Below are 15303 nucleotides of genomic sequence, written 5' to 3'. Positions count from 1 at the left end.
CACAGTAAATTTATGAATACTACTCATTCTAACCTAACAAAATGGTCCTTTGCCAGTCGATTTTTTCACTGGATTAGCGCGATTTTATTGCTGATTACATGGACCATGATTTTTTTATATGACAACCTAGATAGCAATCTCTATATTGGGCTACATAAAGCCTTTGGGGTTAGCCTGTTATTTTGGATGATAGCACGAGTCATTAATCGCATCTTTACCAAAGCGCCACCAGCAGTATTGATGCCGAAATGGCAAATGCTGCTTTCCCGATTGTCGCATTTTGTACTTTATGCTCTGTTGATTGCGATGCCAATAGCAGGGTTAATGATGTCTTTGTATGGTGGCCGTCCGGTTGATATATTTGGTATATTTCAAATACCTGTACTAGTAACCCCAGATAGAGGGTTGGCTCGACTCTTTAATGACTGGCATGTAGATATCATTTGGCCAATGATTATCGCCTTTACTGTGCTTCATATCGGGGCGGCTTTGTATCATCAGTTTGTGAAAAAAGACAACCTCATAGCACGTATCAAGTAATAGACTTTTAATATCGTTACGACATATCAAAAATGCTGCTTATAACACTTTTGTATTAAGAAATGGCATCTATTTCTTAATTTCCACAGTGTAAAATATACCCGTAAAAAAGCCCTGCGTATCATACACAGGGCTTTTTTTAGTGATCAAAATAAATATGAGCTAACTATAAATTTACTTTTTATGCTCAGGTAAATTAATATTCATCTCAAGCACGTCCAAGCTATCTTCAGAACGATGATTGATATTGACATCATCAATCTGTACGCCATTGACATATTTATTGACCACTTCTAATATCTCACGTTTCATTTTTTCGATACGGTCTGCGGTCAAGCGATTGTTTAAGCGATTTTCACTTGCGACAATAACCTTTAAGCGCTCAGTTGCCATATTGGCACTGCCTGCATTGCTGTCGTCAGTGCCAAATAAGCTACTCCAAAATCCTTTTTTCTTACTCATTATTAACCCCCAAACCAGCGCTGTAATAGACTCTTTTTCTTCACATCAATATGACGTAACGGACGTTCTTCCCCTAGGAAGCGAGCGACAATATCATCATAACATTGACCAGCAATAGAGTCGGTATAATGAATCACGGGCTCACCGTGGTTAGAAGCTTCCAGCACGGAATGGCTCTCAGGAACAACGCCCAGTAATGGAACTTTTAAGATGTCATTTGAGATGGTTTCAATATCCATCATCTCATTGGCTGCTGCGCGCTCTGCATTATAGCGTGTGATAATCAGATGCTCACGTACAGAACCTTGGTTTTCAGCCACTTTTTTGGTCTGGCTTTGCAAGATACCAATGATGCGATCTGAGTCACGTACTGATGAGATCTCAGGGTTGGTAACGATGATGGCTTCATCCGCATGATACATGGCGAGCTGCGCGCCGCGTTCGATACCTGCAGGTGAGTCGCAAATAATGTAATCGAATTGCTTAGAAAGCTCTTCCATAATCTCTGCCACACCGTCATCTGTTAATGCATCTTTATCGCGCGTTTGACTGGCAGGTAGAATGTAAAGATTTTCCAATTGCTTATCTTTGACAAGCGCTTGTGATAGGCGTGCATTGCCATTGATTACATCGACAAAGTCATAAACAATTCGATTTTCGCAGCCCATAATCAAGTCTAGATTACGCAAGCCTACATCAAAATCGATAACAACTGTCTTATAGCCACGTAATGCTAAACCGGCGGCAAAAGAAGCACTGGTCGTGGTTTTACCCACACCGCCTTTACCCGAAGTGATTACAACAATCTTCGCCACAATGGCACACTCCTATAAATTGATGAATTGATGAGATATTTATTATATAAAACAGCATATATATTATATATAAAGCATTATGCTTTCTGGTCGTCCATACGCTGTATATATACTCTCTGCGAGCGTAAGCCTAGCATAAATCTAGCAGAACTTATAGCAAGTCTCTATTAAAGCATACAAACGGCTAAGATATAAAATTAAGCGATTACCTAACTGATATATAAGGACGTAAGTGTGGTAAATAGTGGCAGAGCTAAAAATTCATCATAGCGCAGTTTTGTTAAATAAACTTACTACAATATGAATTAAAAAGGTTTTTGACATATTTACTTTTTAAATTTAACAATATATATAAACAACTAGGGTTTGACGCCTTTATTAATCTGAGATTCATCAATGATCGTAAATACCAAACCTTGACCTTCTAAAAACCGCACTTCGACCGATTTATCAATCACATGCTCAGGCAGATTGTCACGTAAGCAATAAGTACCGGCGACTGACACCAGAGAGGGGTTAAAAACTTGGCAAAAAATGCGTGCGTCTTTATCGCCCGTAGCACCTGCGACCAAGCGACCTTGAGCACGACCATAAACGTGCAAGTTGTTATCAGTAATAGCTTCAGCACCACTATTGACACTGTTGGTCAAAATCAAATCGCCACCGACATGATTGAGACTTTGTCCTGAGCGCAGCATTTGATCATAGATAAGACTGGTAATATGCTCAGTACTGATAAGGGTTTCTGCTGTTTCTACAGATAAATCAGCTTGCATTTCCACGCTTGTTTGTAGCGCTTGCTGAGCACTCACGTTATCCGTCTTAGACTCACTATTATCAGTAGCAGCCGTTGTAGGAGCAGCAACTTGGCTTAGTTGCGTTATTGCTTTTTTATTGGGTAAAATGCGTTCAATACGCTTACCATCTGCTGGAAATATTGCCAAGCGTAGCTCACGTGCTTGCGCGTCAAGTAGCCCCGTCACGACGCCGATAGGCTGTAAACCCCAAGACCATAGCAACTCGACCAGTGCTGATAGATCTTGCTCAACCTCGCTATCAATCAACACAGGAATATGACTGCTCTTATTGCTCAACGTGCTTTGTAATTGAGCAGCAATCGCCACAAAGTCATCGGTACTAAACTGTACCCGTGAAAAGGTCAGCATTTTGCCATAAAAGGCTAAAGCAGGCGTGGCTGACGAAGTGTCGGTATAGTTGTCGGCAATGGTCATAATCTACATCCTCAAAAGGTAATCGTAATGCTATATTCGTGGTGATATTTTTCTTATCAAATCATTATTTTAAAGCTTTAAAGATTCTATAATTTAAGCAAGTCTTGATGCTTCCACTGTTGAACTTTTATTTGCGCTTCAAATTCTGTCAGACCATCATCGATAATGCTAGCAATGAGATGGTCTAATGCCGGATTGTCTGTATCGATTTGAGCGATACCACTAGCGATAGCGACCATCAATGCGTCAAGGCGTTCGGCGTCAAGCAGACGCTCGTTGAGCGCATAAACCACATTTTCACCAATATTTTGCCCCACATGCTGTAGCTGTGATTCAATCAAGCTACCCGCAATAGGTATCATACGCAGATAGCGGCGCAATTCTGGCGTATTGGCAAGCCCATCTTGGATCGCATTGCCCACTTCACTAGCGATAATAGCGCCGCCACCTGCTGACTCAGTTAGAGCTTGTAGTTTTGGTGTCATCTCTTTACGCAGTAGTGACAATATAGCGGCTTCAATCTCATCACGATTGCGCGAGATGGTAGAGTCGATAAACGATTTTTGCCTCTTCGGATCAGTAAGCTCTTGCCGAAAGGTCTGAATGGTCGTTAAAATAACGCGGTCAGACAACTCCTCTAATACTACATCGATATAGAAGTTGATTCTATTGATCCATGGCTGAGGCAATACTTGATAGCCTAGTTGATATAGGCGTTGTCCGATAATAACAACGCGAAATAATCGCAGCGCACGCAATTGCGGAAAACAGCCTAATACCTCGTACCAATGCACAAAAGGAAAAAAGAACCAGCGGTAATAGATTTTTTCTTTGATGGCAATCGCCCAGCGTAATAGCAGCTCTGCAATCAAAAACAAGGTAAAAAAGCCGCCCACGGTACGTAATGAGTCATGGATATTACTTTGATACCAGATTAATTGATTGGAAATTCCAAGCCAGTTTGCCGCGTCACTACTAAAACTACTCATCAAAATAGCATCAGTACTGATAACCAATAAATCAATACTGATGGCGATAATCATCACGATATCATAAGTAAGCTTTAAACGATTTGGTTTAGGACGATTTGGTCTTGAAGGCGGAGTCTCTGGTGACCCTGTTGGTGGCTCTGACCCTGCTAAGGACTGATTGAGCGTGGACGTTGACTCTATGGGCGGGCGAGTAGTGGAAGAGGCGGGCACAGTCAGTCCTTATAAGTAATAAATGGCAGCAGTCATGAGAAGTATTACACCAATCACAACAAAATCAACACAGCGTTCTAACGGTCATTCACATTATCAATGAATAACGCCAAAAAACAAGCCATCAACCATTATAATTTGGTATTTTGCCATTTATATTCTTTCAAAGAATCCTGTCATTTAATTGCTCGAATTGTCAACCTTAGGATTGGTTTCAAACTCAGCCAACATAGTGGTGATACGCTGATCTTTTTGTTGCCAAACATGCTCTACCCAATCAAACATTTGTGCTTTTATATCCTCATCGTTTTCATAGCCACCTTCTTTGATTCCAGAAAATAAATCATCAGGTATTTCAAGATAGCGCACATCAACGCCTAAGCGCTTGATATTGCCTTTCCACAAATCCCCGTAAGTTGGTACCCCATCAGGATAGACAATGGTCATATCTAAGATACCATCGATGTGTTCACCTAAAGCACTAATCGCCAGCGATAAACCGCCAGCTCTTGGTTTTAGCAGATGGGTATAAGGCGAGTTTTGCTTATTATGCTTTTCTTTGGTAAAGCGTGTGCCTTCTAAATAGTTCAGCAAGGTAAAGGGTTTGTCTTGTAATAACGCGCAAGCACGCTTTGCCTCTTCGATATCTTTACCTTTTAAAGCAGGGTTTTTGGCAACCGCTTCTTTAGAGTGACGACGCATCATCGGAAAATCTAAGAAGTAAAAAGCCTGACCAACAATCGGGATATAAATCAGCTCAAATTTCGTAAAAAATCGCGTGAGGGGTAAGCGTTTTTCGCTAATGTACTGCACAATACTGGTATCAACCCAAGACTGATGGTTGCTGACGAGCAAATATTTGCCATGCACATGTACATCATCAGGTAGCGTGATACGCCAATCTTTTCTTGGTAAGAGGTTTTTTATTAAGGCATTGTTACTACTAATCCAGTGATTGGTAATTTTAATCACTGTTTGATCTGCAATAGGGGCGCCAGTGATAATCTTGCCCATACCCATCAACCACAAGGGAATACTACCACCAAAGCTATTGGCAGCAATGACACCCGTTGCCGTTGCTAGCGAAACCGCTTTGCCCAATTTAGGGGCACGCTGATGGAGTTTTTGCATGGTGGCGTTTAAGCGCATGACCCATTCCTCTCTGTTAGTTTTACAAATATATCAATAGTATGTTTTAAGTATTTCTAACACTACATAGCCTCAAAGACTTAGCTTGCAGGCAATAGGACAACACATAATAAGTCTTATTTTTACGCATTTTGACTTTGCTAGACTCTTGATAGTATAGTCATATTCACTTAGCCTACAAATACTGCTAACATTAATAGTTAACGGCAGCCTTTTATAGATAAAGCTTTGATAAGTAAAGATTATTCTATGTAGAGTGATTTCATATTTAGATTTTCGCACTGGCTGTTAATAAAAGAGCGTTTAAGTGATAAGAACCTTACTTTTATTCTTGTAATGTTGCTGAGTGATTTTAGCAGAAAAAAATAGAGTGTACGGCTGTAAACGTGACTTACGATAGCAAATTATGCATTTAATAAAATCGTATTTATCAACACTTATGCACTTCTCATACATAGATGTGACAAAATATTACACAGAATTAGAATGAGATTGCCATAATACTTTTAGTGTCGATAAACACCCAAACAATATAGTTAATGGCTAATTTGTCGTTAGCGTCTTTTATAAAAGTACGATTATTTTTTCAACTTAAGAGGACATATTATGCGTAATACATTAATGGTTGCAGCAATCGCTTCAGGTTTGGCTCTTACCGGTTGTGTCACTGATCCTAACACTGGACAACAACGTCTTAACAAGTCTGCTATCGGCGCTCTAGCTGGTGCTGCAGGTGGTGCGACTATCTCAAAAGCTACTGGTGGTGATAAAACTGGTCGTGATGCTGCTATTGGTGCTGCATTAGGTGCTGGCGTTGGTTACTATATGGAGCGTCAAGCTCGTCAGCTTGAGCAACAAATGGCTGGTACTGGCGTAACGGTTAAGCCAAACGCTAACGGCAACATTGATCTGGTTATGCCGGGTAGCATCACTTTCTCGTTTGATGATGCGACTTTGAACAACTCATTTAAGCCAACGCTTGATAAACTTGCTGCGACAATGAATGAGTATAACCAAAACACCATTACTATTGCTGGTCATACAGACAGTAAAGGTACTGATGCTTATAACATGAAGTTATCACGTGACCGTGCTTATGCAGTAGCGAACTACTTAAGTGCGCGTGGCGTAGCATCTAACCGTATCAATGTTGTTGCTTATGGCGAGTCACGTCCTGTTGCTGATAACAATAGCGAATTTGGTCGTCAACAGAACCGCCGTGTTGAGCTGACAGTTAACGCACCACAAAGCGTTCGTTAATTTTAAATGATTAGCTAATATTTAATATCGAAAAAAGGTCAGCATAAAGCTGGCCTTTTTTTTGGCTTGAATTTTGTCTCTCATTAAGAAATTATATTTGATAATAGTTATCAATAACATTATAATTCCCATGCATTTATTTTGCGGATAGCTATTTTTTCAGTTTTTAATAGCAAACTGATAATTGCTATTATCTATAATCAAGCTGTTTCAATGCCCGATACAGTGCTGGTTTCGCCTATTTTCATTACTAGTATCGATGTGAAAGATTTATCTTATCTCTTCTTTATTTTGCAGCCCATCAAGGAAATCTATGAATATCACGACAGTGACAAGCCGTAAAATCTTACCGACTACTTTAGCTGCTGCACTGACAGGTATATTGATGGTATCAGGTTGTAGCAAACAGTCTGATGAAAAAGCGACCACAGATGTACCAGTTGAAACCGCAGAGAAAACAGCTAGCAAAACTTCATCAGCTGCTGATAAAGCTCATATGGATCGCTTGCTTATCAGTTATGCGGATATGGCACATGCTGCATACAAAGATTCGTTAGAGATGGCAAAGCTTTTACAGAGCGCCGTCAATACTTATGTAGAAACACCAACGCAAGCAAACTTGGATGCTGCAAAAGCCGCTTATAAAGCCGCGCGCCAGCCATACTCACAGACTGAAGTATTTAGATTCGATGAAGGTTTTGTGACTGCCAACGACAATCGTAATATTGGTAGTACGGACAGCTGGGAGGGGCAGGTGAATGCTTGGCCTTTAGATGAAGCATTGATTGACTACGTAAGCGCTGACTATGAAGGCGAGTACAATAGTAAAGACAACATCATTAATAGCGATAGCATTAGCGTTGGTAGCCTCAAGCAAGATACCAGTACCATCACGCCTGAGCTGCTCGCAGAGATGAATGAGATTGGTGGTAGTGAATCCAATGTGACCACAGGCTACCATGCTATTGAGTTTATGCTATGGGGTCAAGATACCAATGGCGTCGCTGAAGGTGCTGGCAACCGCCCGTTCAGTGATTATCTAATGACTGACGGTCAATGCACTAGCGGCGAGAGTGTCAATCCTGAGGCTAGTATCTGTGAGCGCCGCGGACAGTATCTAAAAGCAGCAACTCAACTACTGGTTGATGATTTGACCGCGATGGAAGCGCAGTGGCAACCTGACAGTGAAAACACCTTGCGTAGCGACATGATGGCACGTAGGGATAGCAATAGTTTGCGCCAAATTATGTATCAAATGGGCAGCTTAGCACTTGGGGAGCTTGCCTCTCAGCGCATCCAAGTAGCGTTCGTCACTGGATCTACTGAAGATGAGCATGAGTGTTTTAGTGACTTGACACACTTAAGCTATGCCAATAACGCTCGCGGTATCCAGAATGTCTTTAATGGTAGTTACAAAACAGTCGCGGGCAAAACCGTAGGTGGTTATGGACTGAAAAACTATCTTATCGATACAGGAAATACTGAAGCTGCTGATAAATTGGCTGCTGATTTTGCAAAAGTAGAAGCCGCCTTTAATGTCATTGTTGAAAAAGGTGAAAAAGAAAATATCAAGATTGATCAGATGATTGCCACTGTAGGACAGGCGAGTAAACATGGTGTTTCTGCTGAAGAGCAAAACAAGCGTCGCGGTTGGATTGAAACTAGTATCACAAGTTTGCAAGAGCTGACAGCTGGTATTGAAAATGCCGCAAAAGCCGTCGGTATTGACAATTTAGATGCAGATGCAGGTTCGCAGTTTTAATTGCTCACTAATCTACTGTCTTAACAGCAAGCATAGCAGTGATTGACATAGCATTGATCGATAATGCCTAATGAGTCGCTAACAGTGAATGAGACTTATTTTCATAAAAAAATAAGTTATGTATAATAAACACGTTGTCAATTTTGGTTGGCAACGTGTTTTTTCATAGCGTATTAAAATAGCCAGATAAATCAGCGTGCTGCTGCCACTTATCGACTAGCAATAAAAAATTTTATAGCATGCGATTTTAATGGTTCTATACCAGAACTAAGGTACTCTATGCACGTCAAGAAAGGTTTTATCAGCAAACCACGCCCCATACTCCATTCTTCTCTTATATCCCAGTTTAAAACTGCCTCTGTCGGCATGTCTGCGCCATTTACATTATCACTGGTATTAGTGGGTGTCTTGTCACTCAGTGCTTGTCAGCCTGTCAAAGATGATAACGCAGCCAACAAAGACCAACCAAATTCGGAAGGCGTTGAATTTGAATTGCTGGACTCTGAGCGTACTCAGACGATTGAGGCGCTGGCTGGCGTACCTATGCAGCAGCTTGCAAGCTTTGATCCGCAAGAAATCAAGCAAGGCGGTGATACTGGAATTAGTGTTACTAGTAGTGAGAGCTACTCTAAACCTTCATCGAACATTACCGCATCTCGCAAAGGCTCGTTCTTTATTGGTAATGCGTTTTTCCGCCAGCCGTGGGTGATTGCGCCTGCCAGTACGGATAGCCGTGATGGTCTTGGTGCGTTATTTAACGTCGCTGCCTGCCAGTCATGCCATGTCAAAGACGGTCGTGGTCATGCTCCTATGACTGCTGAGGACGATGCCGATAGTTTTCTGATTCGTTTGGCGATGCCAGCGACCACGGATGAACAGCGTCAGCAGTTAAAAGATTCACTTATTGAGAAAATTGCTCATCCTATGTATGGTGGTCAATTGCAAGATCGCGGTATTCAAGGCGTGCCAGCAGAAGCAAGAATTGCCGTGCAGTGGACAGATAAACCAGTTACATTTGCCGATGGACATATCGAAACCTTGCGCGCACCAACTTTTAACTTGACCAATCCAGGGTATGGTGCGTTGGATGATGAGATGATGATATCGCCACGTGTTGCTTTACCTATGATTGGGCTTGGGCTACTCGAACAAATACCCGATGCGGATATTAAAAAACAAGCGGCTAGCAATCATAAAAACAGCAATGATATTAAGGGTAAATTTAACTGGGTCATGGATCCACAAACGGGTAAAGTTGCCTTAGGTCGCTTTGGCTGGAAAGCAGGGCAAACCAAGCTGATTACTCAAAATCAAAGCGCCTTTAATGAAGACATGGGTTTAACTTCAAATATCCGTCCACATGAATCCTGCATGCCAGCGCAAACCGCTTGTAAGAATGCGATAACGGGCGCAGATGAGCAAGGCAATGGTAAGCCTGCGGTTGAAGTCAACGATGAAGTGGCAAAATTTGTAGAATTTTATACGCGCAATTTGGCAGTACCGCACCGCCGTAATGCAGAGGATAAATTGGTATTAGCAGGCAAAAAACGCTTTTATGATATGGGTTGTCAAAGCTGCCATACGCCAAGATATCAGCTACCAAAAACCGCTGATGATCATCTTGAGCAGCATGGACAAGTGATTTATCCTTATACAGATCTGCTGTTACATGACATGGGTGATGAGCTTGCGGATCGCACTATCGCTGGCAAACTGCCGCCAAAAAATTGGCAAGTTGAGTTTTTAGCCAATTCTTATGAGTGGCGTACGCCGGCTTTATGGGGAATTGGACTTGCCCAAACCGTTGATCCGCAAGCGACGTTTTTACATGATGGACGTGCCCGCACGCTGATGGAAGCGGTATTATGGCATGGCGGCGAAGCAAAAAAACAGCAGCAAAAAGTGCTGATGCTTGATAAACAAGGACGTACTGAATTGAGTGCGTTTTTACAGTCATTATAAGCGTCTGACTGTGTATTTTTTAATCTTTCAATGACAGATAGATAAGGTTATCCGCCTGACGGCTCTATCACTGTGATACTGATACTCGACGATAACGATTGATAATATTACTGAGAAATCTATGAAAATAAACCATGCGCTAGCAATGGCGCTCTCGGCATTAAGTGCTGGCATACTTATTAGTTGCGTCAAACCTGCTGATGACAATAAAGCGGCTGAAGTAGATCGCCAAGTTGCACAAGACAGTGCTGAGCCGAAAGCTGGCGAAAATTCTGCGGTTGATGGCAATACAGATAAGAATGTTGAAAAAATAGTCGCTGTCGATATCAGTGCTGAGACTGAAAAGACCTATTTGACCCATGTAGCCAATGAGATTGTCATACCTGCTTACGCTGACGCGGCGAAACAAAGTGATTTGTTGCATGATTTGGCACAAAAACATTGTCAACAAGCGCCAGTCAACGGTGATGAATTGCAAGCGCTACGTGACCAGTGGCTAGTATTGGCACAAGCATGGGCAAGTGCTGAAATGGTCAACTTCGGTCCTGCGACCGCCAGTATGAGTAATCTTTATATCAATTATTACCCTGACGAGCGCGGCTTGGTACATAGCGGAGTGGCGGATCTTATCGCTGCCAATCCAAAACTGACCGCTGAACAACTTGCTAATGAAAGTGCCGTTGTCCAAGGTGTGCCCGGTTTAGAAGAGGTGCTTTATGCCAATGACAGCTTGGACGCTGGTCAGTGTGCGTATGTTATAAGCGCGAGTAGTGCGCTGAGCACACGCTTAAAAGCTATTGAGAAAAACTGGCAACAAAATGCGACTAAGCTATTAGCAATTGATAAAACTGTTGAGAGCGACCAAGGATTGAACGAATGGATTAATTCCCTACTGTCGTTGGTTGAGACGATGAAATCTAACGCCATTGATCAGCCATTAGGCTTGAGCGGTAAAGCCAAAGGTCATCTACCTGCTGCGACCGCAGAGCAAAGCCGCGCGATTATCAATGCAAAATTAGCGACTTTAAATAAAGCCATGACCGATCCGGTACTGACTGCTATCTTGGGCAGCAACAGTGAAAATAACGTGGCTGACAATCTATCGACTGCGCTCGCTGATACCACTACGTTATTGGCACAAATGCCAGAAGATTTAGCCACTGCCGATAAAGCCAAGCAGCAAGAATTATATGATCATCTTACTAACGTTACGCGCTTAATTAAGCGTCAATTGATTCCGGCACTTGGTCTCCGTGTCGGCTTTAACAGTAACGACGGTGATTAAATAATGGCTATTATCAAAGCGAGTCAAAAGGTCTTAGTGAGTAAAAATTATAGGGAGTCGGATGCGCTAAAAGCAAAACCGTTTAGCCGTGAACTGCTGATAACCTCATTATTGACAGCGCTTGGTACGGCAACATTCGTCGGTATTCATCATCGTTATCGTAAGCAACGCCTAGCTGACGCTCGCCTGCAAGATTATGTGAGCGGTATTTATGCTCAATTGAATGCTGTGCAATCAGCTGCTACTGGTTCCAAGTCAATGCTTAGACGTTTGCGCTACGCCTGCAAGCAGGCAGCGTCAACGTGGCAACAAGCGTATCGTCTACCAATGAATGATAACCAGCCTAGTAGCCGTGATTTGTCTGCGAATGATTTTAGGTCAATGCATACCACTACTATGCTGACTCGCCCTGTATACTGGGTCAGTGGCGTGGCTTCTATGCCAAAAGACATCTCACTGCTAAGTGAGAGTGATGAAAATGATTTTGGTGTAGTCGGTATTGATGCCGATAGACAAATCGTTTGGCAAACGACCATGCCTGAACGTGTCCATGATATTGTCGTCCAACCTGCCTTTGATTCTCAAAACACCTTTGTTAATCACAATCAAAATCGTGATGTAGTGGTCATGGGTCGTCGTCCTAGTGAAAAATTCTGGGTGCTTGATACTGCGACAGGACAAGTAAAATTTGTGCTCAACGCTGCAAACAACCGTCATTTTTATGGTCATGCTTGCTATAGCTCAGATGGCTCAAAGTTATACGTGACTGAAAATGACACGCTAATTTTAGACGGTAAAATCGGTGTTTATGATGTTAAAAATGGTTATCAAAAAATAGCAGAATTTGAATCGTACGGTATAGGTCCACATGAGCTCATTATGCATCCAGACGGTAAAACGTTGGTAATTGCTAATGGCGGTATCAAGACCGAGAGAGCATCGCGTGAAGAGCTTAATCTCGATACTATGCACCCATCATTGGTGTACTTAAACCGCCATAATGGCGATTTACTTGAACAAATTATGCCTGAGCATAATCAAATGAGTGTGCGTCACCTAGCCATGCACGATGATGGCACAGTGATGATAGGCATTCAGTTCCAAGGTGAAAAGCATATCAATGTGCCATTAGTATTGACGCACAAGCGCGGTGATGCTGATTTTAAACCCCTTATGATGCCAAATAACCAATGGCAACGCTTCCACCAATATATCGCTAGCGTTGCGGTTGATAGTAAACGCAATTTACTATGTGTAACCACGCCAATGGGTGGGTGTGCAGCAATATTTGATTTAACGACTCGAGCTCTAATCAACTCTATCAGTTTGCCAGATTGTGCAGGTGCTTCCGTTTATAGCCGTAATATATGCAGTGGTAACGATGTTGTTAAGACTAATATAGAGCAACAATCCGGTTTTATCGTTAGTGATGGGCAAGGTCAATTAACCAGATTAACTGTCAATGATTTAACAATATTAGACTCAGAACTAAAAACAGACGCTATCGCCAAAAATTACAATATCGGCACAGATAGCAGACGCCATACAATGTCTTTTGATAATCATTTGCAAGCACTATGATATGAATGTGACACCTGAGTACCATAGTCCTTTGTTGCAAAACACTATTCAATGTTTGTCAGAGGCAGGCATTGAATTACAAATAAGCAAAAAGCGGGTTAAAAATATTAATTTTCGCTTAAAGCCACATAAGCTAATGGTGTCTGTGCCATCGTTTATTAGCTCAACACAAGTCGCACAGGCTGTAGCAAGGCGCGTGCCATGGGCGATAGAAAACCACCCACAAGTCTTAGAACAATATAAGCGCCAACAATTTCCTTCAAAGGAATCTCCAACGGCTGACAGCACCTTGCTATTGTGGGGGATAAAGCAACCATTCACCTTAAACCACGATAAAAAAATTGCCTATTATCGGCAACATCTTTCTGAAGCAATGCCTGCATTATTTGCAAAGTGGCAACCGATTGTCGGTGCGACAGCCAATGAGATACGCCTAAAAAAAATGCATACGCGCTGGGGCAGTTGTAACACGCGTGCGAGCCGAATTTGGTTATCTGTGTATCTGCCTGCTTATCCTATTGAATGCACCGAATACGTCATCGTCCATGAGCTGTGTCATTTACATCATGCCAATCATAGCCGCGCGTTCTGGCAAATCGTAGCGACTGCGATGCCTGACTATCAGCATTGGCACGATATGCTGGCAGGTAAAGGTGGTCAGCTCGATTAGAAATAATACTTGGGTGGTTTCAGTCATGTCGATAAGCCTGATATGATAAGACATAACGGTACGAATCGTGTCGTTTAAATAATAGATTTATCTACAGGGATGTCATATGGAAAACGTCAATCAAGCGCAGTTTTGGCAGCAGCGTTATGAGCAAGACAGTATCGGTTGGGATATGGGACAGGTGTCGCCGCCACTAAAAGCTTATATTGACCAGTTACCTGAAGCCGCTAAAAATCAGGCTGTTTTAGTGCCGGGTGCAGGTAATGCTTACGAGGTGGGTTATCTACATGAGCAAGGGTTTACCAATGTCACCTTGGTTGATTTTGCCCCTGCGCCGATTGCAGCGTTTGCTGAGCGTTATCCTAATTTTCCAGCTAAGCATCTAATCTGTGCCGACTTTTTTGAGTTATCGCCTGAGCAATATCAGTTTGATTGGGTGCTTGAGCAGACGTTTTTTTGTGCGATAAATCCATCACGCCGTGACGAGTACGTGCAGCAGATGGCATCATTAGTGAAGCCGAATGGTAAACTGATTGGGTTGCTATTTGACAAAGATTTTGGGCGAGATGAGCCACCGTTTGGCGGTACAAAAGATGAATATCAGCAGCGTTTTGCGACTCATTTTGACATTGATATTATGGAGCCGAGTTACAATTCACACCCAGCACGGCAAGGCAGTGAGCTTTTTATTGAGATGCATGTAAAAGACTGATTTCACGCTTGATATTGTCTCGAGCTTGTACTTCGAAGTAGTTATGATAATACGCTGTCAAATAAAGTACTGGGTGTGAGAGTAATTTCTGCAAGACTGTAATACGCCCAGTACGATAATCCTCGTTTGCTATATGGCGGTACTCTTGACGCACCGCTTGTGCGTAGACCTCATATTCAGACCAAGGCGTACCCAAAATACTTAAATCCATATCTAAGAGATAAGCGGCGTCACTGACAGTATCTTTATCTAGACATTCATGCAGCTCATGAGTGGCTGTCATCATAATCAGTGCGTAGATATGTTGGCATTGCTCAGCACTCAGATAGCATCTTAATGCCTCTACCATATACTCTGCACTTTTTAGTTCATTATCTGAGCGCCTTGGATCATAAATGACATCGTGATAATAGAGCGCCAAAGCGATGATATGCAGCTCATTCAAATGATGCTTAATCTGTTCAAACTGCAAAAATAATTGCTGAATATGCTGCAAGCTATGATAAGCACGCTGGGTTTCATTATAGCGCACGGCGATATCTTGCCAAAGCGCTTTAACTTTCGCGAGCTTGATAGTATTGTTAATAGCTATTAAATGCCACTCAAAAACCTTACCAAGCTCAGTCTCTATTTGTGACAATCCGTCCATATTCAACCTTCGTTTGATGATT

14 protein-coding genes are annotated in these 15303 nt (G+C 42.3%); 8 read left to right on the top strand and 6 right to left on the bottom strand.

Translation table 11 applies throughout. The features are described from left to right. The first annotated feature begins 12 nt into the window (after positions 1 to 12). Positions 13 to 540 carry a cytochrome b gene (locus PCRYO_RS10700; protein ID WP_011514408.1) on the top strand — a complete coding sequence of 176 codons (528 nt, stop codon included), beginning with the start codon at positions 13 to 15 and terminating at the stop codon, positions 538 to 540. A 174-nt stretch (positions 541 to 714) separates the two neighbouring features. Here PCRYO_RS10700 and minE read toward each other — a convergent pair whose 3' ends face one another. The 5 genes from minE to PCRYO_RS10675 form a co-directional block, all read right to left on the bottom strand. Further along, on the bottom strand, positions 715 to 1002 hold the full coding sequence (gene minE / locus PCRYO_RS10695) for a cell division topological specificity factor MinE (RefSeq protein ID WP_011514407.1): 288 nt from the start codon (positions 1000 to 1002) through the stop codon (positions 715 to 717). Positions 1003 to 1004: 2 nt separating this feature from the next. Continuing rightward, complete coding sequence (gene minD / locus PCRYO_RS10690) at positions 1005 to 1817, bottom strand: septum site-determining protein MinD (RefSeq protein ID WP_011514406.1); 813 nt, start codon at positions 1815 to 1817, stop codon at positions 1005 to 1007. Positions 1818 to 2176: 359 nt separating this feature from the next. Next, positions 2177 to 3049 carry a septum site-determining protein MinC gene (gene minC / locus PCRYO_RS10685; RefSeq protein WP_011514405.1) on the bottom strand — a complete coding sequence of 291 codons (873 nt, stop codon included), beginning with the start codon at positions 3047 to 3049 and terminating at the stop codon, positions 2177 to 2179. Positions 3050 to 3135: 86 nt separating this feature from the next. Beyond that, positions 3136 to 4251: a hypothetical protein gene (locus PCRYO_RS10680; protein ID WP_011514404.1), complete on the bottom strand. Its 1116-nt coding sequence runs from the start codon at positions 4249 to 4251 to the stop codon at positions 3136 to 3138. Positions 4252 to 4431: 180 nt separating this feature from the next. Further along, positions 4432 to 5400, bottom strand: coding sequence for an acyltransferase (locus PCRYO_RS10675; RefSeq protein WP_011514403.1), 969 nt, complete (start codon positions 5398 to 5400; stop codon positions 4432 to 4434). Positions 5401 to 6006: 606 nt separating this feature from the next. On the opposite strand from PCRYO_RS10675, the gene PCRYO_RS13455 reads away from it, so the two are divergent. The 7 genes from PCRYO_RS13455 to PCRYO_RS10640 all read left to right on the top strand — a co-directional run bounded on the left by PCRYO_RS13455 (position 6007) and on the right by PCRYO_RS10640 (position 14632). Next, positions 6007 to 6660, top strand: a complete 654-nt coding sequence (locus tag PCRYO_RS13455) for an OmpA family protein (RefSeq protein WP_011514402.1) — start codon at positions 6007 to 6009, stop codon at positions 6658 to 6660. 313 nt (positions 6661 to 6973) lie between these two features. Further along, positions 6974 to 8422, top strand: a complete 1449-nt coding sequence (locus tag PCRYO_RS10665) for an imelysin family protein (protein ID WP_011514401.1) — start codon at positions 6974 to 6976, stop codon at positions 8420 to 8422. Between the two features lie 279 nt (positions 8423 to 8701). After that, the gene (locus PCRYO_RS10660; RefSeq protein WP_011514400.1) at positions 8702 to 10384 is read left to right on the top strand and encodes a di-heme oxidoredictase family protein; all 1683 of its coding nucleotides are present in this window, start codon (positions 8702 to 8704) and stop codon (positions 10382 to 10384) included. Positions 10385 to 10505: 121 nt separating this feature from the next. Continuing rightward, a complete protein-coding gene (locus PCRYO_RS10655) occupies positions 10506 to 11669 on the top strand; it encodes an imelysin family protein (RefSeq protein ID WP_011514399.1) in 1164 nt (387 codons plus the stop codon). Between the two features lie 3 nt (positions 11670 to 11672). Beyond that, on the top strand, positions 11673 to 13250 hold the full coding sequence (locus PCRYO_RS10650; RefSeq protein WP_011514398.1) for a DUF1513 domain-containing protein: 1578 nt from the start codon (positions 11673 to 11675) through the stop codon (positions 13248 to 13250). A gap of 1 nt (position 13251) precedes the next feature. Next, the gene (locus tag PCRYO_RS10645; RefSeq protein ID WP_011514397.1) at positions 13252 to 13920 is read left to right on the top strand and encodes a M48 family metallopeptidase; all 669 of its coding nucleotides are present in this window, start codon (positions 13252 to 13254) and stop codon (positions 13918 to 13920) included. Positions 13921 to 14026: 106 nt separating this feature from the next. Further along, complete coding sequence (locus PCRYO_RS10640; RefSeq protein WP_011514396.1) at positions 14027 to 14632, top strand: methyltransferase domain-containing protein; 606 nt, start codon at positions 14027 to 14029, stop codon at positions 14630 to 14632. Here the strand turns inward: PCRYO_RS10640 and PCRYO_RS10635 are convergent. Then, positions 14607 to 15281 (bottom strand): HD domain-containing protein, encoded by a 675-nt coding sequence (locus PCRYO_RS10635; RefSeq protein WP_011514395.1) that lies wholly within the window; start codon positions 15279 to 15281, stop codon positions 14607 to 14609. The two genes, PCRYO_RS10640 and PCRYO_RS10635, sit on opposite strands and share 26 nt — an antisense overlap. Between the last annotated feature and the right edge of the window lie 22 nt (positions 15282 to 15303).

It is taken from the genome of Psychrobacter cryohalolentis K5 (assembly GCF_000013905.1).
GTDB classification, from domain to species: domain Bacteria; phylum Pseudomonadota; class Gammaproteobacteria; order Pseudomonadales; family Moraxellaceae; genus Psychrobacter; species Psychrobacter cryohalolentis.
Note: the sequence above shows the minus strand (reverse complement) of the source record. Positions and strands in the feature narration are given on the sequence as shown.